We start from the raw sequence: 20,570 nt of genomic DNA on the forward strand, positions 1-20,570 counted from the left end.
TCACTCGTCGTTCGGTGCCTGCTGGTCGGCCTGACCGCCGCGCGGCCGTTCCCGGTCGTCGCGGACGAACTCCATGCCGGACGCGGCTTGGATGACCGCCCAGTCCTTCCTCAGGTTGCCCAGCCGGAGCGTCGGCAATGTCAGCGAGTGCCCCAGGCCTGACCGGCGGCTCCGGGCCGCCTCGTCCCAGAACTCCAGCCGGACGCTGAGCGCCCCGCCCACGGCGGTCAGCGCCTGGAGCGCTCCCGAGGTCAGCGTCGGCGGCTCGCCGCTCACGATCTGGACCGCGATGCCCGCCGACTCCAGCACCAGCGCCGTGGTGATCTCCCGGGCGAAGCCCTGGGTGGACCGGGTGGCCAGCCGGGCCGTCCGCAGCATCCGGGCGTGGTCCCGGGCGATCGTCTCCGTCCGCTCGACGAACTCCTCGTGGCCGGGAAGGCGCCCGTCCCGGAAGCTGTCGTGGAGGAAGCCCTCCAGGGAGTCCACGTACATCTCCCACTCCGGGGTGCGCCGCAGGGCGACGACATCGGGGAGCGAGAGACCGGCGTACGAGTTCGGGCCGTCGACGGACCGGTGCAGCGAGTCCGCCACCAGGTTCCGGATCAGCAGGCCGACGGCCTCCGGGTCCTGGGTCCGGGCCCGCAGCGACACGTCCTCCTGGATCGCCCGACGGGCCGGGGAACCGGGCGGGGTCAGGGCCACGAGCCCGCTCGCGTCGGGCACCCCCAGGTTGTACAGCAGGTCGATCAGCTGCTTCGCCGGGACGATGTCGTCCCCGTCCCGCAGCAGGTTCTGGTACGGCTCCGTGCCCGGGCGGCTCAGGAACTCCTGGTAGACCGTGTTCCGCGTGATGGTGCCCTCGCCGTCCTGGGCGCCGGCCCACCGCGTGATGTCCTGCAGGATGCCCTGCTTCATCGCGGTGGCGAGCTCCAGCGGGATCCCGAGGTCCTGCGCCAGCTGCTTGGCCTTGAGGAACTTGAGCCCCGCCAGCCGCTGGGTGAAGCGCTGGCCCATGTGGTGGGCGTGGTCCAGGTTCCCCTCGTCGTCCCAGTCGAGGCGGACGAAGGCCGGGGTGCTCTCCTCCCGGACGAGCCGCCGCCAGGCGTGGGCGGCCGGCTCGTGGTGGTGGAAGCGGAACTCCTCGGTGCCGTCCCGCTCCGTGTAGAGGTACGGGACGATGGCGTGCTCGTTCAGCAGCTCGACGAAGGCGCCTCGCGCGGCCGGCTCGGCGCTGCTCACGTAGTTCTCGTACAGGGCCTCGTTGTTGACGAAGAACGCCCGGTTGACCACCAGCGTCCCGCTGTTGACGAGCGCGCGGCGCAGCTCGGCGGCAGCGGCGGCCGCCGCTCCCGGGGTGCGTAAGGGGGCGCCGGGGGACTGGCGGCCGGCCGCCAGCTCCTCCGGGAGCCACTGGTTGTCGAGCGCCTGGGCCACGACCGGATAGCGCTCCAGGTCGCCGAAGGCGAGACGGTTCGCCGCTTGTCGGGGCGGCTCGGGCGGGCGCGGGTGCGGCACGCGCGGCGGCTCGGACGGTTGGGACGGCTCGTCCGTGCCATGGGACTCGTGCGGAACGGGTTCGGTCATGCTGTCGCTCCCCTCGACTCGCATCACTGGCGCACCAACCTAGACGCCGGCACCGACGACGAACAGTGGTTGTCGGCAGGGGTGTTGACAGCGTCGATGATCTTGACGGGTCTCGGACATTTCCCGCCTGTCAAGGCAGTGTCCTAACCCCGCGTCACTCGGTTAGATGAGTGTGGACACCAGAACGCCCCGGCCGGGGTTCGACGATCAGCCGGCGTTGAGCATGGTCAAGGTGGATTCCGATCCCGCCCAGGTGATCGTGAACCACGCCAGCTTCCGGGTGCGGCTCGCGCCTGCCCAGCCGCCGAGGTCCGCCGCGAACGCGCGCCTGGCCGGCCTCTCCGGCGCCGGCGGCGCCGCAGCGCCGCGGCGCCGCCCCGTCGTGTGGACCGGCAAGGCGACGCCGGGCGCCACCGGGCTCCTGCAGGCCGTGCGCGAGGCCGAGGCCGGCCCCGGCGCCGCGGTCTCCACGCTGGAGCCGGCCACCCAGACCATCCCGCGCATCGACGACACGATGCCCACCCCCGTCGTGCCCGCCGAGGCCGCCGCCCCCCTGCTGCCGCCCATGCGGCGCGCCGAGGGCGCCTACGACGAGGTGTACGAACTGCGGCCGGAGCCGGAGCCGTACGAGGAGGGACGCGCCCCGCACCGGCAGCAGGGCGGTGCCGACTCGGTCCGGCACGCCTACTACCCGGGCCGCCGGATGAACCTCGGCGTGGTGCTCCTCCCGCTCCGCGTCTTCCTCGGCTTCATCTCCATCTACGCCGGCATGGGCAAGCTCTGCGACCCCGTCTACTTCGACGGCGGCGAGCGCGGCTCCATGGTCAAGTGGCTGACCCAGCTGCACCCGTGGCCGCTCGCCGAGCCGCTGCGGGACTTCGCACTCCAGCACCCGGTCGGCGCCGGACTCACCGTCGCCTTCCTCCAGGTCGTCGTCGGCGTCCTCACCGTCCTCGGCCTCTGGCAGCGGGCCGCCGCCGTCGTCGGCGCGCTGCTCTCGGCCGCGCTCATCCTCACCGTCAGCTGGCGGACCGTGCCCGTTTACGACGCGCCCGACATCATCTACCTGGCCGCCTGGTCGCCGCTGATCATCGCCGGCGCCCCCGTCTACTCCCTCGACGCCCGACTCACCGGGGAGGCCTGGCGGACCCTCGGGCCGCGCGCCGAACTGTGGGAGCTGCGCCGCCGCGTGGTGCGCCGCTCGACCCTCTTCGCCTCCGTCGTCGTCGGCCTCACCCTGCTGATCGGCTCGGTCCTCGGCGGTGCCGTCCGCTCCACCGAGATGGTGACCGTGCCGGGCCCCAACGACGACCCGATCAACCACCTGCCGGGCCAGCCGCTCCCCACCGAGCCGGAGCGGCGCCGCACCCCGTCGGAGTCGCCGCGCGGCGAGCGCCCGGAGCCGTCGGCGTCGACGAGCACCGAGGCCCGCGAGGAGGCGGAGGAGACCCGGGAGACGACCCGGCCGACCGAGACCGGCAGCGGCAGCTCCGCGCCGACGCAGGAGACCCGGCCGACGGCCCCGCGCACCACCGGCGGCGCCACCAGCGGCAGCTCCTCGCCGACCCAGTCCAAGCCCGCGCCGCCGCCGTCCACCAGCGACACCCCGAGCACCACGGGCGGGACGACCGACTCCTCCGGCTCCACCGGTTCGACGAGCGAGCAGCCGCCGACCGAGGAGGCCACGACCGGCGGCGAAGCACCGCGGAACCCGATCGGCGGCCTGCTGGGCTGAGCCCCGGGGCCGTACGCGTACGGGACACGAGAGGCGGCACCGTCCGGAGGGACGGCGCCGCCTCTCTCGTACGCCGTGTCAGTGGCCCTGGGCGGCCAGCTCCTTCGCGGCCTCCGTCAGGTCCTTCGCGGTGTCGATGGCCCTCCAGTACGCCCCCTGGGGCAGCGGGAAGCCGGCCAGGCGCCGCTCGCGGGCGAGGCGGGGGAAGGCGGTCCGCTCGTGGTCGCCGATATCGGGCAGCTCACTTGTGAAGGCGGGGGAGAAGACGTACACGCCGGCGTTGATGAGGAACGGCGACGGAGGGGCCTCGACGAAGTCGGTGATGTGCCCGAAGGTGTCGGTCTCGACGGCGCCCCACGGGATGCGGGGGCGGGCCAGGGCGAGGGTGGCGGTGGCGTCCCGCTCGTCGTGGAAGGCGGCCATCTCGCGCAGCGAGAAGCGGGTCCAGATGTCGCCGTTGGTGGCGTACCACGGCCGGTCCGGCTCGGGCAGGTGCGCGGCGGCGTACTTGAGTCCGCCGCCGCGGCCCAGCGGCTCGGTCTCGACGACCGTGGTCACCTTGAGGGGGAGTTCGGCCGATTCCAGCCACTCCTGGAGGACCTCGGCGAGATGCCCGCAGGAGACGACGGCGTCGGTGACGCCCTCGGCGGCCAGCCAGGACAGCTGATGGCCGATGATCGGGGTCCCGGTACCCGGGATCTCGACCATCGGCTTGGGGCGGTCGTCGGTGTAGGGGCGCAGCCGCGAGCCCTGGCCGCCCGCCAGGACCACGGCCTGCGTCGGAGTGGTGTGCATACGGGGAACGATAGGTGCCCCGCGGGCGCGGACGCGGGGAGCGCGCTCAGGCCGTCGCGCGCATCACGCCGGTCGCGTACGACGTGTCGCAGACCGGGCGGGAGAAGGACTGGGCGCGGGCCGGGCCGTAGTGCTCGACGGCGGCGCGGCCGAGGGCGCGGGCGATCGACACGCAGTGCTCGGCGAGCGAGGGGCGGTTCTCCACCTCGCGCTGGAGGTGGGTGAGGGCGACGCCGGGGTCCTTCTCCTGGAGCTCGGCGAGGAGCCGGTCGCGCAGGACGTCCTGCGGGGCGCGGGACTTGGCGCGGGTGGAGACGTCCGCCGAGGAGGCGGTCAGCATCTGGCCTTCGGCGTCCTGGCCGGCCCACGGGACGGCGGACACCGCGAGCGTTCCCGACAGGACCAGGACGACGGGCAGGACGAGGGCGAGGGAGCGGCCGATTCGGCGGGCAGTGTGCGTCACGCAGGCGAGCGTAGCGGCCGGTAGTGATATGGCGACATTTAGTCACTCTCGCGAGGGATGGTTCGACGCGGCTTTTCGAATCCCGTGTTGACGCGAGGCGGTGGGGCGGGTCCCGAATGCCGGGGTTTTCCGGGGTAAGCCCGCTTATCTGCGGGGCGACCCCGTTTAAACGAACGACCCCGCATCCGCGAGGGATACGGGGCCGTTCGCCACAGGCCGTTTCCGGCCCGTCGGGTCACTCGCTGATGCGCTGCTCCGTGGACTTGGAGAAGACGTGGAGCTCGCCGGCGCGCGGGACGACGTGCAGCGTGGAGCCCTTGGAGGGGATCTCGCGGCCGCCGACGCGGATGACGATGTCCTTGTCCTCGCCGCCGACACGGGTGGAGCCGTAGACGAAGCCGTCGGAGCCGAGCTCCTCGACGACGTTGACGGTCACGGCGACGCCGTCCTTGCCGGTGGCGCCGGAGACGTCGAAGTGCTCCGGGCGGACGCCGACGACGACGGTGGTGTCGCCGTTGGCGGCGGCGGTGGCGAGCGCGTCACGGGAGACCGGGACGACGCTGTTGCCGAACTTCACGCCGCCCTCGGTGATCGGGACCTCGATCAGGTTCATGGCGGGGGAGCCGATGAAGCCGGCGACGAAGAGGTTCGCGGGCCGGTCGTACATGTTGCGCGGGGTGTCGACCTGCTGGAGCAGACCGTCCTTGAGGACGGCGACGCGGTCGCCCATGGTGAGCGCCTCGGTCTGGTCGTGGGTCACGTACACCGTCGTGATCCCGAGGCGGCGCTGCAGGCCCGCGATCTGCGTACGGGTCGAGACGCGGAGCTTGGCGTCGAGGTTCGACAGCGGCTCGTCCATGAGGAAGACCTGCGGCTCGCGGACGATCGCGCGGCCCATGGCGACACGCTGGCGCTGACCGCCGGAGAGCGCCTTCGGCTTGCGGTCGAGGTACTCGGTGAGGTCGAGGATCTTCGCGGCCTCCTCGACCTTGGCGCGGATCTCGGCCTTGTTGACGCCGGCGATCTTGAGCGCGAAGCCCATGTTGTCGGCGACGGTCATGTGCGGGTACAGCGCGTAGTTCTGGAACACCATGGCGATGTCCCGGTCCTTCGGCGGCAGGTGCGTGACGTCGCGGTCACCGATGCGGATGGCGCCCGCGTTCACGTCCTCCAGGCCGGCGAGCATGCGCAGCGAGGTGGACTTGCCACAGCCCGAGGGACCGACGAGGACGAGGAACTCGCCGTCCGCGATCTCGATGTCGAGCTGGTTGACGGAGGGCTTGGTGGCACCCGGGTAGATGCGGGTCGCCTTGTCGAAAGTGACGGAAGCCATGGTGATGTGTCCCTTCACCGGCAGGAACGTGCCGGACGATCCGAGTGGAAGGAAGGATGGGTCTAGTCCACCAGGGTGAACTTCGCTTGACGCTACCTTGGCGGTGTCCGATCTGTCAGCAGTCGCAGGCGATGACTTTTCCGATGATCGGAGGAGCCCCCCGGGAATCTCCGCCGACCCCCGACCGATTTCGGGAGCCTGTGTAGAGTGGGCCACGCGCGCGTGCCCGACGCGCGCGCCCGCCGCCTTAGCTCAGTTGGCTAGAGCGCTTGACTTGTAATCTTGAGGTCGTCGGTTCGATTCCGACAGGCGGCTCTGATCATTCAGGTGTCCCGGACCACTCTGGTCCGGGACACTTGTGCGTTACGGGGGAGTGCGGCGCGCCCTCGGTCTGGGGCGCGCCGGTGGTGTGGGTTTCTCCGGGGAGGGGTGCGACGGATGGGGCGGCGTTCCGGTGGACTGATCGGGACCTGGGCGGAGGCGCAGCGCGCGGCGCAGCGGCAGCGGGAGGGCCGGCACCAGGCGGTGCTCCGGCAGCAGCACGAGGCGGCGCGGCAGCAGCGGGTGTACGAGCAGGGTCTCGCCCGGGTGCAGCGGGAGCAGAAGGCGGCTTACCGGCAGCACCGGGAGGAGGACGCGCTGCGGCGGACGCGGGAGCTCGACGAGCGGGTCGAGGCTCTGCGGGGGCTGCTCGCGGCGGGGTGCCGGGCTCCCGTTCTCGGGGTGGAGTCGCTGCGGCGGGCGGAGGACGTCGAGCCTTTCGCGCCGGGTGCGTTGGGGCAGCCGGTGGCCATGCCGGAGCAGCGGAACTACCACGGGTTCGGGGCGCGGGAGCGATTCGAGCGCGACTGGTACGCGGCGCAGGCGGCGGAGGCGAGGCGGTTGGAGACGCTGACGGCCTACCGGCGCGAGTACGACGCCTGGGCGGCGGCCCGGCTCGCCGAGATCCGTGCGCACAACGCCGGGATCGAGGGGACGGCGGCGGCACTGCGCGCGGGGGACGCGGACACCGCGGTGGAGTTCTTCTCGGCGGTCCTCTTCGCCTCGACCGCCTGGCCGGAGGGCTTCCCGCGCGAGGTGTCGGCGGCGTACGACGGGCCCGGAAGGGTCCTGGTCCTCGACTGGGGCCTGCCGGGGTACGAGGTCGTGCCGGAGGCGAAGGGCGTGAAGTACCTGCCGAGCACCGACCAGGAGAAGGAGGTTCCGCGGCCGGTGACGCAGCGGCGGGCGCTGTACCGGGACGTGCTCGCGCAGAGCGTGCTGCTCGCGGTGCGGGAGTTGTTCACCGCGGACCGGTTCGGGGCGCTGGACGCCGTCGCCCTGAACGGATACGTGAGCGGGGTGGATCCGGCGACCGGCCTGGACGCGCGGGTGTGCGTGGCGTCCGTGGTGGTGGAGAGGCAGGCCTTCGAGCGGCTGAACCTGGAACTGGTGGGGGCCGTGGAGTGCCTGACGGGGGCGCTCGCGGGCCGTCTCGCGGCGAAGCCGGAGGAGCGGACGCCGGTGGTGCCGCTGCGGGAGCCCGGACAGGTGGGTTCCGATGTGGTGGTGCAGGGGGACGGCGAGGAGCCCGATCTGCTGTCCATGGACCCGATCGCCTTCGAGGGGCTCGTGGCCGAACTGTTCCGCGCGCGGGGGCTGCAGGCCGTGACCACGCGCCGGTCGAACGACGGCGGCGTCGACGTCGAGGCGCTCGATCCCGATCCGATCAGCGGCGGTTCGATCGTGGTGCAGGTGAAGCGGTACCGGAACACCGTGCCGCCCTCCGCGGTCCGGGATCTCTTCGGCACCGTGCAGGGCGCGGGGGCCAACAAGGGGGTCCTTGTCACCACCTCGAAGTTCGGGCCCGGCTCGTACACCTTCGCCAACGGCAAGCCGCTGACACTGATCGCGGGGACCGAGCTCGTCGACCTGCTCCACCAGCACGGTCTGCGGGGCCGGCTGGGCGGTGGGACCACGGCTTCGCCGACCCCCGAGCCCGAGCCCGCGCCCGTGTCCGCTCCGGCCGAGGCGGTGGAGGACTTCAACCTGCTGGGCATGGTGTGGTCGGGGGCCGCCGCCCTGGACGTGTGCGCGCTGGTCTGCACCGGCAACCGGGTCCTCGGGGACGACTGGTTCGTCTTCTTCAACAACCCCGCCACGCCCGACGGTTCGGTGGCCATGGTGCCCGCCGTTCCGGGTGACCGGGCGGCCGTGCGGGTCGGATTCGACGCGTTGCCCGCCCGGGCGGACCGACTGGTCCTGGTCGCGGCCGTGGACCCCGAGGCGAACCCCGACGCGGACCTGGGCGGGTTCACGGAGGCCGGTATCCGGCTGCGGGACGACTCGGGTGTCGAGCTCGACCGTCTGGAGGTGTCCGAAGGACGGCCGGGGGAGACCGCGCTCGTCCTCGGATCGTTCCGGCGCCGAGCCGGCGGCGACTGGGACTTCGTCCTGGGTGGCAAGGGGTACCGGGGTGGCCTTGAGGAGCTGGTCGGGGACTTCGGGATCGAGGTGGAGTGAGGGGCCCGGGGGAGGGCGCCGGGGCGCCCTCCCCCGGAGGTTCGTCAGCGGCCCGCGATCCGGTTCGCCCAGGTCGCGAGGGGGGCCGTGGTGGCCGTGTGGGTGGTGGTCTCGTGGTGGTCGGCGGCTCGGAAGGCGGCGTACATGGTCTGGACGCCTAGCCAGCGGAGGGGTTCGGGTTCCCAGGTGCGGACCTTGTGGTTCACCCAGGGGAGGGTGGTGAGGTCGGTGGGGCCGGACTGGCCGGAGTCCTGGCGGATGAGGTCGCGGAGGGTGCGGGCGGCGAGGTTGGTGGTGGCGACGCCGGAGCCGACGTAGCCGCCGGCCCAGCCGAGGCCGGTGGAGCGGTCGAGGGCGGCGGTGGCGCACCAGTCGCGGGGGACGCCGAGGACGCCGGACCAGGCGTGGTCGACGCGGACGCCGGCGAGCTGGGGGAAGAAGCGGATGAGGATCTCGCGGAGGGCTTCGATCGTCTGCGGTTGGGTGCGGCCGTCGTTGTCGGTCTTCGAGCCGTAGCGGTAGGGGACGCCCCGGCCGCCGAGCGCGATGCGGCCGTCGGCGGTGCGCTGGGCGTACATGTAGGCGTGGGCCATGTCGCCGAGGGTCTCCAGGCCGTTCCAGCCGATGGACTCCCACTGGGCTTCGGTGAGCGGTTCGGTGGCGATCATGGAGGAGTTCATGGGGAGCCAGGTGCGGCGCTGGCCGGCGAGGGAGGCGGTGAAGCCCTCGGTGCAGCGGAGGACGTAGGGGGCGCGGACCGTGCCGTAGGGGGTCCGCGCGTGCTTGGGCTTGATCTCCGTCACCGGCGTCGACTCGTGGATCGTCACGCCGAGGGCCTCGACGGCGGCGCGCAGGCCGTTGACGAGCTTCACCGGGTGGATGCGGGCGCCGTGCGGGGTCCAGGAGGAGCCGACGGCGCCGGCGACGCGGATGCGTGCGGCGGTCTCGCGGGCGCCGTGGATCTCCCGGTCCGTCTCGCCGAAGGCGTGCTCGACCGCGTGGAACTCCTTGAGGCGGGTCAGCTGGGCGGGGGTGAGGGCGACCTCCAAGACGCCGCCGCGGTGCTGGTCGGCCTCGATCTTCTCGGCGTCGAGGACGTCGAGGACCTCGGTCACGGTGGCGTTCATCGCCTGCTGGAGGCGGACGGCGGCGTCGTGGCCGTGCAGCTTGGCGTAGCGGTCGCGGCCGGCGATGCCGTTGTAGAGCCAGCCGCCGTTGCGGCCGGAGGCGCCGTAACCGCAGAAGCGGGCCTCCAGGACGACGATGTCGAGGAACGGGACGGCCTTCTTGAGGTAGTACGCCGTCCACAGGCCGGTGTAGCCGCCGCCGACGATGCAGACGTCGGCGGTCCGGTCGCCGGGGAGCGGCTCCTGCGGCTCGGGCAGGCCCTCCTGGGCGAACCAGAAGGAGATGCCGCCGTTGACCGTGCTGGTGTTCATGTAGTCCCTCTTCCCGGTGCGTGGCGGGAGGGTACCGGGGGCGTCGGTCCTCTGGAAACGGGTCTTTCGGCGGGTGGTGACGGGTGGGGGCGCGCCTGGGTTCGGGGGTGCGGATTTCGTCGCTCCGGAAGGAACTCCCCCTGTCTGTGCGCAGGACTCGGCACGCCCTCGCGGGCGTGGCCGCCGCGGGGCTCATCGTCCTTGCGGGGGTGGGCTGTTCGCCGTCGGGCGGTTCCCCGGCGGACGCGGGCGGGAGGGCCGGGGCTGCGTACGCGGACGTGCCGGGCGCGCTGCCGTCGGCCGTGGACGACACGAAGATCGTCGTCGGTGACGTGGGCGCGCCGTACATGGTGACGGTGTACGCGGATGCCCGCTGTCCCTCCTGCGCGAGGTTCGAAGCGGGCGGGGGCGCGGTGCTGTCCGAGCGGGCCTTCGAGGGGTCGGGGGTCGGTGGTACTCCGGCGGTGAAGGCGGACGGGGAAGTGCTGGACGGCGGGGTCGGGTTGTACGGCGCGGGGCGGTTCGGGAGGCTGCTGGACGGGGCGCTCGGGTCGTAGGGTCGGGGGGTGATCCATGTACCGGCTGAACTCGCCGAGTCCCAGGTCCGGTACAACGGCGAGGCGGGCCGGGCGTTCGTCGCCGCGCTGCCCGGGAGGGCCGAGGAGTTCCTCGGCCGGTGGGGGCTGCGGCTCGACGGGCCGTCGCTGCACGGTGCGGCCTCCCTGGTGCTGCCTGTGCGGCGGTCCGACGGCACGCCTGCCGCGCTCAAGCTCCAGCTCCTCGACGAGGAGACCGAGGGCGAGGCGGTCGCGTTGCGCGCATGGGACGGTGACGGGGTCGTACGGCTCTTGGAGCACGATCCGGAGACGGGCACGATGCTGCTCGAACGGGCCGACTCCGCCCGGCACTTGTCCCGGCTCGGGGACGTGGGGGAGGCGGTACGGATCCTGGCGGGGCTGCTGGCCCGGCTGTCCGCGGTCCCGGCGCCGCGGGGGCTGCGGCGGCTGGACGCGGTCGCGGCGCGGATGCTCGCGCGGGTGCCGGGGGCGGTGGCCCGGCTCGGTGCGCGGGACGCGGCGTTGCTCGCGGACTGCGCCGCCGCCGTGCGGGAGGTGGCGGGCGAGCCGGGGGACCGGCTGCTCCACTGGGATGTGCACTACGACAACGTGTTGGGCGCGGAGCGCGAGCCGTGGCTGGTCATCGACCCGAAGCCGCTCTCCGGCGACCCGGGTTTCGAGCTGCTGCCGGCGCTGACCAACCTCTGGAACCCGGACCCGGTCGAGATCCGGTGGCGCTTCGACCTGCTCACCGAGAGGCTGGGGCTCGACCGTGAGCGGGCGCTGGCGTGGACGCTGGGGCGGGTGCTGCAGAACGGGCTGTGGGAGGTCGAGGGGGGCGAGGACGAGCTCGGCGCCGTCCAAGTGGCCGTCGCGCGGGCGCTGCTGGCACGCTGAGGGGATGATTCGTACCGCCACACCCGCCGACGTGCCCGTCATCCACGCCCTGGTCCGTGACCTCGCGGAGTACGAGAAGGCTCTCGACGAGGTCCGTGCCACGCCCGAGCAGCTTCATGAGGCGCTTTTCGGCGAGCGGCCGGCCGCCTTCGCGCACATCGCCGAGAGCGAGGACGGCGAGCCGGTCGGCTTCGCGCTCTGGTTCCTCAACTTCTCGACCTGGCGCGGGGTCCACGGCATCTACCTGGAGGACCTGTACGTCCGTCCGGAGGCGCGCGGTGGCGGCCACGGCAGGGCGCTGCTGACCGAGTTGGCGCGGATCTGCGTCGAGCGTGGCTACGAGCGGCTCGAGTGGTCGGTGCTGGACTGGAACCAGCCGTCGATCGACTTCTACGAGTCCCTGGGCGCCCGCCCGCAGGACGAGTGGACGGTCTACCGGCTCACGGACGGGGCCCTGGCGGCGCTCGGCGCACGGGGCGGGGTGTAGGAAGTCCCTATGTGCAATGACGACAAGGACCACGGTCACGACATGGGCGTCGAGGCCCGTTTCCAGCGGATCACCGACTTCATCGAGGCGCGCCTGACTCCGCTCTTCGACCCGGCGAACGGCAGTGACCACGGCTTCGGGATGGACGACACCTCCCGCGCCCTGCGGGCGCTGCGCTACACCGTGCAGGCGGCCTCGCAGGTCTCCGGGCTCGTGGAGAAGCGGGAGACGGCGCCGGAGCTGCGCCAGGTGGTGGACCAGGCGCTGGAGCACAACTGGGACTCGCTGCGCTCCATCGCCCGGATGTGGGAGGACCACGAGGACTTCCGGAAGGAGTTCAAGGCGCACTCCTGGGACGTCCTCGGCGTCTGAGCCCCCGTCTGCTGAACCCTCGTCTACGGGATGAGTACCACCTTGCCCATCGTGCCCCGGGTCTCCAGGGCGCGGTGGGCTTCCGTCGCTTCGGCGAGGGGGAAGCGGTGGACGGCGGGGCGGAGGGTGCCGTCGGAGGCGGCGGCGAGGGCGGCGAGTTCGAGGTTGCGGACGTCGCCGCCGGCCTTCTGGATCATGACGGGGCCGAGGACGGAGTCGGAGGTGATGCCGCGTGCGGTCAGTTCCTCCTCGGTGAAGGTGAGGGGTGCGCCGTTGTCGACGCCCGCGCTGGACCAGCCGAAGACGAGGTGTTGTCCGCCCTTGCCGAGGAGGTCGACGGCGGCGCGGCCGGTGGTGCCGCCGACGGAGTCGAAGACGACGGTGGCGGTGCGGTCGCCGAGGAAGGCGCGGACCTGGTCGGGCCAGTCGGGGCGGGTGTAGTCGACGGCGAGGTCGGCGCCGTTCTCCTGGACGCGGGCGACCTTGGCGGGGCCGCCGGCGAGGCCGATGACGGTGGCGCCGGCGTTCTTGGCGTACTGGACGAGGAGGGTGCCGATGCCGCCGGCGGCGGCGGGGACGATCGCGATCGAGTCCGGGCCGAGGTCGGTGAACTGGAGGATGCCGAGGGTGGTGCGGCCGGTGCCGATCATGGCGACGGCCTCGGCCTCGCCGAGGTGGTCGGGGAGTTCGTGGAGGCGGGCGGCGTCGGTGACGGCGAGCTCGGCGTAGCCGCCGGGGTTCATGCCGAGGTGGGCGACGACTCGTTTGCCGAGCCAGGAGGGGTCGGTGTCCGCGCCGACGGCGTCGACGGTGCCGGCGACCTCGCGGCCGGGGACGGTGGGGAGTGCGGTGGGGGCGGGGAAGGGGCCGGGCGCGCCCTCGCGGAGGGCGGTGTCGAGGAGGTGGACGCCTGCGGCGGCCACGGCGATCCGGACCTGGCCGGGGCCGGGGACGGGGTCGGGGACCTCCTCGTGGGTGAGGTTCTCGGCGGGGCCGAAGGCGTGGAGGCGGATGGCGTGCATGACGGTTCCCCTTCGTCGGTTGCTGTGCCCCCAGGCTGGTACCTCGACCTTGCTTGAGGTCAAGGGCGGGTTGTCGGTGGTGTGCGTCACGATGGGGGGATGACGCGAAAGACCAGGGCGCCCCGGCGGGTGGAGCTGCGGCTGCCGCCGCTGGAGCCGTACGAGGGCGGGCTGGAGCCCGACGGGGACTACGACGGCCTGGAGCTGGCCGGGCTCGATCTGGCGGGCGCCTCGGGGGAGGGCGCCCGGTTCCTGGACTGCCTGGTGCGGGAGTGCGCGCTGGACGGGGCGCGGCTGGCGGGGGCGCGGTTCCTGGACACGCGCCTGGAGGCGGTACGGGGCGTGGGCGCCGACCTGTCGGGGGCGCGGCTGCGGGACGCGGAGGTGCGGGAGGTGCGGTTCGGGGGGACGCAGCTGCACGGGTCCTCGTGGGAGAGGGTCCTCGTGCGGGGCGGCAAGTGGGACTACCCGAACCTGCGGGCGGCGACCCTGCGCGACGTCGTCTTCGAGGGGTGCGTCCTGGTGGAGCCGGACTTCGGCGGGGCGACGCTGGAGCGCGTCGCGTTCGTGGACTGCGAGCTCGTCGGGGTGGACTTCGCCGGCGCGAAGCTGGCCGACGCGGACCTGCGCGGCGTGCGCCGCCTGGAGATCGCCCGCGGTGTGGAGTCCCTGGCGGGCGCGGTGATCTCCTCGCCCCAGCTCCTCGACCTGGCCCCGGTCCTCGCGGCGCGGCTGGGGGTGCGGGTGGAGGACTGAGGGGGAGGGCCCGGGGGTTACTTCAGGCGGGGGAAGCGGGCCTGGAGGTCCCAGACGGCCGGGTTGTCGGCGAGGCCCTCGTGCATGTCGGTGAGGTCGGCCAGGAGGTCGTGGAGGAAGTCGCGGGCCTCCCGGCGGAGTTCGGTGTGGGAGAAGGTGAGGGGGCGTTCGTCGCCGGGCATCCAGTCCGCTTCGACGTCGACCCAGCCGAAGCGGCGCTCGAAGAGCATGCGGTCCGAGGACTCGGTGAAGTCGAGTTCGGCGTACTGGGGGCGGGAGGCGCGGCTGCCGGCCGGGTCCCGGTCGAGCTGTTCGACGATGTCGCAGAGCGCCCATGCGAAGTCGAGGACCGGCACCCATCCCCAGGCTGTGGACACCTCGCGGTCCTCCTTGGTGTCCGCGAGGTAGACGTCGCCGCAGAAGAGGTCGTGCCGCAGGGCGTGGACGTCCGCCCCCCGGTAGTCGGTCTGCGGGGGGTCGGGGAAGCGCCGGGAGAGGGAGTAGCCGATGTCGAGCACCTGTCGATGGTGTCACGCCCCGGGACCCGGCGGTCACGCCCCTGGGGCCCGGCGGTCACGCCCCCGGGGCCCGCGTCAGGCGCGGTGGGTCGCCCGGGCCAGTCTGGGGCCGAGCCAGCGCTTGAGGCGGCGCAGGGGTTCCAGGCTGCCGGCGGCGCGGTCGAGGCGGTAGTAGAGCTGCGGGGGGATGTGGGGGAGGAGGGGGGAGTGGCGCTGGCCCAGGAGGGCGAACATGCGGTCCGGCTCCAGGCTCATGTAGCGGGGGAGGTTCTCGTACCACTGGGCGCTCAGGCGGGCCGCGCTCTGGGCGGAGACGAGTTCGGCGCGGCGCCGCCGGCCGTAGGCGGTGAGGGCCGTGTCGAGGTCGGCGGGGTGGGCGCGGAGGGCTTCGGACAGGGCCAGGGCGTCCTCCAGGGCCAGCGTGGTGCCCGCGCCGATCGAGTAGTGCGTGGTGTGGGCGGCGTCGCCGAGGAGGACGGTGCGGCCGTGGTGCCAGGCGCGCGTGGTGAGGGTGCGGAAGCGGAGCCACTGGGCGGGGTCCGCGCCCCGGTCGCGGCCGATGAGGGCGTGGCCGTCGAGGAGGTCGTGGAAGAGCTTCTCCAGGAGGGCGAGGCAGTCGCCCTCGCTCATGGTGTCCAGGCCGAGGCCGGTCCACGTGCCGGGGGCGCACTCCACGACGCAGGTGGAGCGTTCGCCGCTGAAGCCGTAGGCGTAGCACCAGATCCAGCCGTGCTCGGTCTCCTTGAAGGCGAAGCTGAAGGAGTCGAAGACCTTGCTGGTGCCGAGCCAGATGTACGGGTTCCGGCCGGTGGTGAAGGCGGCGCCGTAGGGGTCCGGGTCGGCCTCGCGCAGGACGCTGTGGATGCCGTCGGCCGCGACGACCAGGTCCGCGCCGGCGAGCTCCGGCGCGTCCGGTCCCGCGATCGGGTGCTCGTACGCGACCTCCACGCCGAGCTCGGCGGCCCGGTCCGCGAGGAGCCCGAGCATCCGCCGGCGGCCGATGCCGAAGCCGGCGTCGCCGCGGTGCACGGTCCGCTCGTCGCGGACGATCGCGAGGCCGTCGGTCCACGTCACCGAGGCGTCGGCGACGGCCGCCGCGGACTCCGGGTCGCCCGCCCGCAGCTTGTCGAGGAGCCCGGCCCAGTAGGTGACGCCCCAGCCGTACGTGGAGCCGGCCGCGTTCCGCTCGTACACGGCGATCTCGTGCGACGGGTCCTGGCGCTTGAGCAGGATCGAGAGGTACAGGCCGGCGGGCCCGCCACCGACGACGGCGATCTTCACGTGCGCTCCCGAGGGGACATGACGCTGTGCGCTGGAACAGTGGCGCACAGTAGCAGCCTCAGGGGAGCAGACGCTGCTCCTTCGCGACCGCCACGGCGCCGGCCCGCGTGTCGACGCCGAGCTTCGCGTAGATCCGGCCCAGGTGGGTCTTGACGGTGGCCTCGCTGATGAAGAGCGCGCGGGCGATCTCCTTGTTGCCGAGGCCGTGCGCGAGCTGCCCGAGGATGTCCCGCTCCCGGTCGGTGAGGGACGGCCCCGCGGCGCCCCGCATCCGGTCCATGACCCGGCTGGCGACCGGCGGGGAGAGGGCCGTACGCCCCTGGGCGGCCGAGTGGATCGCGGCGAACAGCTCCTCGGGCCGCTCGGCCTTCAGGAGGTAGCCGGTGGCGCCCGCCTCGATGGCGCGGGTGATGTCGGCGTCGGTGTCGTACGTGGTGAGGACGAGGACGTGGACACCGGTGGGCGCGATCCGCCGGGTCGCCTCCACGCCGTCGATGCCGGGGCCGAGCTGGAGGTCCATCAGGACCACGTCCGGCTTCAGCTTCGCGGCCATCGCGACGGCCTCCTCGCCGCTGCCGGCCTCCCCGACGACCTCGATGTCGGGGGTGGAGCCGAGGAGGGCGAGCAGTCCGGCGCGGACGACGACGTGGTCGTCGCAGAGGAGGATGCGTACGGTCACGGAGCCGCCTTCCGTCAGAGGGTGAGGGGGATCGAGGCGGAGAGCACCGTGCCCTCGCCGGGGGTCGACTCCACCGTAAGCGTGCCGCCCAGCTGCTGGGCCCTGACCCGCATCGCGGGCAGGCCGTGGCCGCGGACGCCGCCGCCGTCGCGGGCCGCCGACGGGTCGAAGCCGCTGCCGTCGTCGGCGACGTCCAGGACGACCTGGTCGTCGAGGTAGGTGAGGGTGATCGCGGCGGAGGTCGCGCCCGCGTGCTCCCGGATGTTGGCGAGCGCGCCCTGCGCGATCCTCAGGAGCGCCGACTGCGCCCGGTCCGGCAGCGGCACCGGCGTGCCGTCGACCCGGAACGCGGCCGACTCGCGCTCCGCGAGCCCGCGCAGCGCCTCCTCCAGGCCGCCGCCCTCGGCGAGGTCGGCGGGGGCCAGGTCGTGGACGAAGCGGCGGGCCTCGGCGAGGTTCCGCTCGGCGATCGACTCGGCGGTACGGACGTGGCGGCGGGCGGTCGCCGGGTCGCTGTCCCAGGTGCGGTCGGCGGCCTGGAGCAGCATCTGCTGGCTGGACAGGCCCTGGGCGAGGGTGTCGTGGATCTCCATGGAGAGCCGCTGGCGTTCGGCGAGGGTGCCCTCGCGCCGTTCGATCGCGGCGAGTTCGCGGCGGGTGCGGATCAGGTCGTCGATGAGGGCGCGCTGGCGGGCCGCCTGCCGGTCGGCGTGGACGAAGACGCCGGTGGCGAGGGCGGCGACGGCCGGCGGCGCGACGATCAGGTTGGGGTCCCAGCCGCCGTGCGAGAGCTGTACCTGCGCGAAGACGACGAAGGCGGTGAGGAGGGTGACGAGGACGAGGGCGGCGCGCGCCGGGAGGGTCCGCAGGCCGGTGTAGAAGAGCGGGACCGCGCACCAGGCGAAGCTGGGCGCGAGGACGACGAGGACCACCCAGACGGCGACGACCGTGCACAGCCAGGCGATCCGGCCGGGGGTGGCGCGGCTGCCGAGGACCGGGCCGAGGAGGTAGAGCGCGGCGAGCGCCACGGAGAGCGCGACGATCCAGGGGCTGCGGTCCTCCCACCCGTGGCGGATGAGGAAGCGGACCAGGGACGCGCCGAGCAGCAGGAAGAACGCGACGTGCATGACGCGCGCCAGCCACCCGGCGTCCGGGTCGTGCGGCTGCCCGCCGCGCGGGGCGTCGCCGTGCGGGCTCTGGTCGCGCGGGGCCCGGCCGTGCCCGGGGGCCTGGGGCGGGCGGGGGTCTGGGGTGTGCCGTGTGTGCCGGCCGGTCCGGTCCACCGTCTCGCCTCCTTCGCGGGCTGTCCTCGGTGGCGCGCCCTCGCGGGGCCGCGCTGACCTGGGTGTACGTATCCATGCTGACCCGCGGGGACCACACGGGCATCAGCCGATCGGCTGACCCCGGCATCGTCCGGTGCGCGCCGCGAGGGCAGCCGGACCGTCGACCGTACGGGGCCGGTGCCGGACCCAGGATGGAGGCAGAGCGAACGAAGCGCCCGCCCTCCTCCTCCACACGACCTCCTCGGGAGCCCGCCATGAAGAAGAAGCTCGTCCTCGGCACCGCCGTCGCCGCCGTCCTCGCCGCCGGCACCTTCGGCGCCGTCTCCGCCAATGCCTCCGCCCCGGCCGCCGCCCCCGCCGCCGCCGTCATCCGGGCCGACGCGGGCGGCGACAACCTGTTCCGGACGAACCACCTCACCATCGAGGCCGCCACCGACGCCGCCGAGGCCGTCCTCGACGCCGCGAAGAAGGAGAACCAGCGCGTCTCCGTCGCCGTCGTCGACCGCAACGGCAACACGATCGTCACCCTGCGCGGCGACGGCGCCGGCCCGCAGTCCTACGAGTCGGCCGTGAAGAAGGCGTACACCGCCGTCTCCTGGAACGCCCCGACCTCCGAGCTCGCCAAGCGCCTGGAGCAGGCCCCGAACCTGAAGGACATCCCGGGCACCCTCTTCCTCGGCGGCGGCGCCCCGGTCACCGCCGACGGCGGCCCGATCGCCGGCATCGGCGTCGCGGGCGCCCCCTCCGGCGACCTGGACGAGAAGTTCGCCCGCGCGGGTGTCGCCGAGCTCGCGAAGTAAGCGGAGCCCCCCCCTCACCCGCACCCTCTGCCCGACTTGTCTAGGATCCGTACCGTGATCGAGACGCGTCGGACCGGACGGTCCCCCCGGGCCGCCGCCTCCCTGGCGGCGGCCCTCGCCGTGCTCGCCGGCCTCCTCACCGGCCTCGCCGGCTGCGTGCCGGAGACCGGCGGGGTGCGGGGCACGCCCGGCGCGGCCGGGCTGCGCGACCCGTACTTCGCGAAGCTCGGCAACGGCGGCTACGACGTCGGCCACTACGCCCTCGACCTCGCCTACGACCCGGACACCGGCCGGCTCGACGGCACCGCGCGGATCACCGCCCGCGCCACCCAGGACCTCTCCGCGTTCAACCTCGACCTCTCCGGGCTGACCGTGACGAGCGCGACCGTCGACGGCGCGCCCGCCGCCGTCAACCGCGCCGGCACCGAGCTGACGCTCCGTCCGCGCGACGAGCTGCCGGGCGGACGGGAGTTCACCGTCACCGTCGCGTACGCGGGGGTGCCCGAGCCGCTCACCGATCCCGACGGGTCGACGGAGGGCTGGCTGCGGAGCGCCGACGGGGCCGTCGCGGTCGGCGAACCGGCCGGTTCCATGACCTGGTTCCCCGGCAACCACCACCCCTCCGACAAGGCGTCGTACGAGATCGCGCTGACCGCCCCGAGCGGGCTCGCGGCGCTCTCCAACGGCGTCCGGGTCTCCGCCGGGCCCGCCTCCGGCGGCCGCACCCGCACGGTCTGGCGCCAGCCGGAGCCGATGGCGAGCTACCTCGCGACGGTGATGATCGGGCGGTACGAGACCACCACCGGCACGGCGCTCGGCGAGGTCCCCGTGGTCACCGCCGTCGAGCCCGCGCTCGTCTCCGCGACGGCCGGGCTCCGCGCCGAACTCCCCACGCTCCTCGCCCGCCAGCGGGACCGCTTCGGCCCCTACCCCTTCTCCGCCGCCGGGGCCGTCGTCACCGCCGACGGACTCCTCGGCTACGCCCTGGAGACCCAGACCCGGCCCGTCTTCCCGGCCGGCTCCTTCGACCGCACGACGCTCGTCCACGAACTGGCCCACCAGTGGTTCGGGAACTCCGTCACCCCCGAGTCCTGGCAGGACATCTGGCTCAACGAGGGCTTCGCCACCTACGCCGAGTGGCTGTACGCGGAGGAGTACGGCTCCGTGCCCGCCGCCGACAGCTTCGCGGCCGCCTTCGCCGAGGACGCCAACTGGGCCTTCCCGCCCGCCGATCCGCCCACCGCCGAGAACCTCTTCGACCCGCCCGTCTACCAGCGCGGCGCGATGGTCCTCCACAAGCTCCGGGAGACCGTCGGCGACCGCGTCTTCGACGAGCTGCTGCGCGGCTGGGCCGCGAAGTACCGGCACGCCAACGCCTCCACGGAGGACTTCACGGCCTACGCGGAGAGCGTGGCGGGCCGGGACCTGGACGGGGTGTGGGACGTCTGGCTGTACGGCGGCGGCGGCCGGCCGGCGGAGCCCTAGCCGCCTAGAGGGCCTTTCTGAGGACCACGCACGGGCGGCCGTGCGCCAGGTCCGGGCGGCGGGCGGTCTCCTCGTACCCGAGGGCGGTCCAGAAGGCGAGGGCCTTCGGGTTGTTCTCCAGGACGGCGAGCTTGAGACCCGTACGCCCTTTGGCGCGGAAGCCGTCCTCGACGTGCCGGGCGAGGCGGCGGCCGAAGCCGGCGCGCCGCTCGTCCGCGTGGACCATGAGGAGGCCCAGCCAGGGGTCCGGGTCGGCCGGGTCGGGGTGGTGGCCGAGCGTCACGGCGACGGCGACGAGGCGGCCCTCGGAGCGGGCCAGGAGGACCTCGGCGGAGGGCTCGGCGAGTTCGTCGGCGAGGGCGGCCGCGACCTGCTCGGGGCGGATCGCGTCCGGGTCCGGGAAGTCACCGCTGAGCTGGTGGAACGCGCGGTTCGAGGCGTACAGCGCGGTGAGTTCGGTGAGCAGCGGCCCGGGCAGCGCGGCGCCGTCCTCCAGGGCCCTGGGCGCGAGGGTCTCGACGATCACGGGGCAAGGGTAGGGCCCCGGCGGGTCGAAACCCGGCCGGGGCCCGGTGGCTCGGG

The 20,570-nt window shown here is 73.5% G+C and carries 20 protein-coding genes and 1 tRNA gene; 10 read left to right on the top strand and 11 right to left on the bottom strand.

The window, feature by feature from the left end:
• Entirely contained in the window at positions 1-1,584 is a 1,584-nt protein-coding gene (locus HHL19_RS09885) for a hypothetical protein (protein WP_169087805.1), read from the bottom strand.
• A 166-nt stretch (positions 1,585-1,750) separates the two neighbouring features.
• Here HHL19_RS09885 and HHL19_RS09890 point away from each other — a divergent pair, with 166 nt between their 5' ends.
• On the top strand, positions 1,751-3,319 hold the full coding sequence (locus HHL19_RS09890) for a DoxX family membrane protein (RefSeq protein WP_169087807.1): 1,569 nt from the start codon (positions 1,751-1,753) through the stop codon (positions 3,317-3,319).
• A gap of 78 nt (positions 3,320-3,397) precedes the next feature.
• Here HHL19_RS09890 and HHL19_RS09895 read toward each other — a convergent pair whose 3' ends face one another.
• The 3 genes from HHL19_RS09895 to ugpC form a co-directional block, all read right to left on the bottom strand.
• Entirely contained in the window at positions 3,398-4,114 is a 717-nt protein-coding gene (locus HHL19_RS09895) for a nucleotidyltransferase family protein (protein ID WP_169087809.1), read from the bottom strand.
• Between the two features lie 46 nt (positions 4,115-4,160).
• Positions 4,161-4,577, bottom strand: coding sequence for a hypothetical protein (locus tag HHL19_RS09900; protein WP_169087811.1), 417 nt, complete (start codon positions 4,575-4,577; stop codon positions 4,161-4,163).
• Positions 4,578-4,812: 235 nt separating this feature from the next.
• Positions 4,813-5,910 (bottom strand): sn-glycerol-3-phosphate ABC transporter ATP-binding protein UgpC, encoded by a 1,098-nt coding sequence (gene ugpC / locus HHL19_RS09905; protein ID WP_169087813.1) that lies wholly within the window; start codon positions 5,908-5,910, stop codon positions 4,813-4,815.
• Between the two features lie 241 nt (positions 5,911-6,151).
• Between ugpC and HHL19_RS09910 the strand changes: the two genes are divergently transcribed.
• Positions 6,152-6,225 (top strand) — tRNA-Thr (locus HHL19_RS09910).
• Positions 6,226-6,348: 123 nt separating this feature from the next.
• Positions 6,349-8,412, top strand: a complete 2,064-nt coding sequence (locus HHL19_RS09915; protein ID WP_206324729.1) for a restriction endonuclease — start codon at positions 6,349-6,351, stop codon at positions 8,410-8,412.
• Positions 8,413-8,456: 44 nt separating this feature from the next.
• Here the strand turns inward: HHL19_RS09915 and HHL19_RS09920 are convergent, their stop codons facing one another.
• Positions 8,457-9,851 carry an FAD-binding oxidoreductase gene (locus HHL19_RS09920; protein WP_169087815.1) on the bottom strand — a complete coding sequence of 465 codons (1,395 nt, stop codon included), beginning with the start codon at positions 9,849-9,851 and terminating at the stop codon, positions 8,457-8,459.
• 176 nt (positions 9,852-10,027) lie between these two features.
• On the opposite strand from HHL19_RS09920, the gene HHL19_RS37150 reads away from it, so the two are divergent.
• Genes HHL19_RS37150 through HHL19_RS09940 form a run of 4 tightly spaced genes read left to right on the top strand, consistent with a single transcriptional unit; the run spans position 10,028 to position 12,164 of the window.
• Entirely contained in the window at positions 10,028-10,408 is a 381-nt protein-coding gene (locus HHL19_RS37150; RefSeq protein WP_169087817.1) for a thioredoxin domain-containing protein, read from the top strand.
• A 9-nt stretch (positions 10,409-10,417) separates the two neighbouring features.
• Positions 10,418-11,305 (top strand): aminoglycoside phosphotransferase family protein, encoded by an 888-nt coding sequence (locus HHL19_RS09930; RefSeq protein ID WP_169087819.1) that lies wholly within the window; start codon positions 10,418-10,420, stop codon positions 11,303-11,305.
• 4 nt (positions 11,306-11,309) lie between these two features.
• The gene (locus HHL19_RS09935) at positions 11,310-11,792 is read left to right on the top strand and encodes a GNAT family N-acetyltransferase (RefSeq protein ID WP_169087821.1); all 483 of its coding nucleotides are present in this window, start codon (positions 11,310-11,312) and stop codon (positions 11,790-11,792) included.
• 9 nt (positions 11,793-11,801) lie between these two features.
• A complete protein-coding gene (locus tag HHL19_RS09940; protein ID WP_240981524.1) occupies positions 11,802-12,164 on the top strand; it encodes a hypothetical protein in 363 nt (120 codons plus the stop codon).
• 23 nt (positions 12,165-12,187) lie between these two features.
• Here HHL19_RS09940 and HHL19_RS09945 read toward each other — a convergent pair whose 3' ends face one another.
• Positions 12,188-13,186, bottom strand: coding sequence for a zinc-binding dehydrogenase (locus tag HHL19_RS09945; protein ID WP_169087823.1), 999 nt, complete (start codon positions 13,184-13,186; stop codon positions 12,188-12,190).
• A 99-nt stretch (positions 13,187-13,285) separates the two neighbouring features.
• Here HHL19_RS09945 and HHL19_RS09950 point away from each other — a divergent pair, with 99 nt between their 5' ends.
• Positions 13,286-13,942 carry a pentapeptide repeat-containing protein gene (locus HHL19_RS09950; protein ID WP_169087825.1) on the top strand — a complete coding sequence of 219 codons (657 nt, stop codon included), beginning with the start codon at positions 13,286-13,288 and terminating at the stop codon, positions 13,940-13,942.
• 17 nt (positions 13,943-13,959) lie between these two features.
• Here HHL19_RS09950 and HHL19_RS09955 read toward each other — a convergent pair whose 3' ends face one another.
• The 4 genes from HHL19_RS09955 to HHL19_RS09970 all read right to left on the bottom strand — a co-directional run bounded on the left by HHL19_RS09955 (position 13,960) and on the right by HHL19_RS09970 (position 17,547).
• Positions 13,960-14,460, bottom strand: coding sequence for a hypothetical protein (locus HHL19_RS09955; RefSeq protein ID WP_169087826.1), 501 nt, complete (start codon positions 14,458-14,460; stop codon positions 13,960-13,962).
• A gap of 75 nt (positions 14,461-14,535) precedes the next feature.
• A complete protein-coding gene (locus HHL19_RS09960) occupies positions 14,536-15,741 on the bottom strand; it encodes an FAD-dependent monooxygenase (RefSeq protein ID WP_169087828.1) in 1,206 nt (401 codons plus the stop codon).
• Between the two features lie 58 nt (positions 15,742-15,799).
• On the bottom strand, positions 15,800-16,420 hold the full coding sequence (locus tag HHL19_RS09965) for a response regulator transcription factor (RefSeq protein ID WP_150230132.1): 621 nt from the start codon (positions 16,418-16,420) through the stop codon (positions 15,800-15,802).
• Between the two features lie 14 nt (positions 16,421-16,434).
• Entirely contained in the window at positions 16,435-17,547 is a 1,113-nt protein-coding gene (locus HHL19_RS09970) for a sensor histidine kinase (RefSeq protein WP_169088938.1), read from the bottom strand.
• Between the two features lie 410 nt (positions 17,548-17,957).
• On the opposite strand from HHL19_RS09970, the gene HHL19_RS09975 reads away from it, so the two are divergent.
• Together HHL19_RS09975 and HHL19_RS09980 are read left to right on the top strand one after the other, a co-directional pair.
• Positions 17,958-18,503 (top strand): heme-binding protein, encoded by a 546-nt coding sequence (locus tag HHL19_RS09975; protein WP_206324730.1) that lies wholly within the window; start codon positions 17,958-17,960, stop codon positions 18,501-18,503.
• A 54-nt stretch (positions 18,504-18,557) separates the two neighbouring features.
• Complete coding sequence (locus HHL19_RS09980; protein WP_346768272.1) at positions 18,558-19,988, top strand: M1 family metallopeptidase; 1,431 nt, start codon at positions 18,558-18,560, stop codon at positions 19,986-19,988.
• Between the two features lie 4 nt (positions 19,989-19,992).
• On the opposite strand, the gene HHL19_RS09985 is transcribed toward HHL19_RS09980, so the two are convergent.
• Entirely contained in the window at positions 19,993-20,514 is a 522-nt protein-coding gene (locus HHL19_RS09985; protein WP_169087835.1) for a GNAT family N-acetyltransferase, read from the bottom strand.
• Positions 20,515-20,570 lie beyond the last annotated feature (56 nt).

This window comes from Streptomyces sp. R302 (assembly GCF_012927245.1).
Classification (GTDB): Bacteria; Actinomycetota; Actinomycetes; order Streptomycetales; family Streptomycetaceae; genus Streptomyces.

Bases quoted from the DNA above. Each gene is read 5' to 3' on its own strand.
- HHL19_RS09920 (WP_169087815.1), bottom strand. From the start codon at position 9,851: ATGAACACCAGCACGGTCAACGGCGGCATCTCCTTCTGGTTCGCCCAG.
- HHL19_RS09970 (WP_169088938.1), bottom strand. From the start codon at position 17,547: ATGCACGTCGCGTTCTTCCTGCTGCTCGGCGCGTCCCTGGTCCGCTTC.
- HHL19_RS09895 (WP_169087809.1), bottom strand. From the start codon at position 4,114: ATGCACACCACTCCGACGCAGGCCGTGGTCCTGGCGGGCGGCCAGGGC.
- ugpC (WP_169087813.1), bottom strand. From the start codon at position 5,910: ATGGCTTCCGTCACTTTCGACAAGGCGACCCGCATCTACCCGGGTGCC.
- HHL19_RS09950 (WP_169087825.1), top strand. From the start codon at position 13,286: ATGACGCGAAAGACCAGGGCGCCCCGGCGGGTGGAGCTGCGGCTGCCG.
- HHL19_RS09975 (WP_206324730.1), top strand. From the start codon at position 17,958: ATGAAGAAGAAGCTCGTCCTCGGCACCGCCGTCGCCGCCGTCCTCGCC.
- HHL19_RS09885 (WP_169087805.1), bottom strand. From the start codon at position 1,584: ATGACCGAACCCGTTCCGCACGAGTCCCATGGCACGGACGAGCCGTCC.
- HHL19_RS09890 (WP_169087807.1), top strand. From the start codon at position 1,751: ATGAGTGTGGACACCAGAACGCCCCGGCCGGGGTTCGACGATCAGCCG.
- HHL19_RS09945 (WP_169087823.1), bottom strand. From the start codon at position 13,186: ATGCACGCCATCCGCCTCCACGCCTTCGGCCCCGCCGAGAACCTCACC.
- HHL19_RS09940 (WP_240981524.1), top strand. From the start codon at position 11,802: ATGTGCAATGACGACAAGGACCACGGTCACGACATGGGCGTCGAGGCC.
- HHL19_RS09935 (WP_169087821.1), top strand. From the start codon at position 11,310: ATGATTCGTACCGCCACACCCGCCGACGTGCCCGTCATCCACGCCCTG.
- HHL19_RS09915 (WP_206324729.1), top strand. From the start codon at position 6,349: ATGGGGCGGCGTTCCGGTGGACTGATCGGGACCTGGGCGGAGGCGCAG.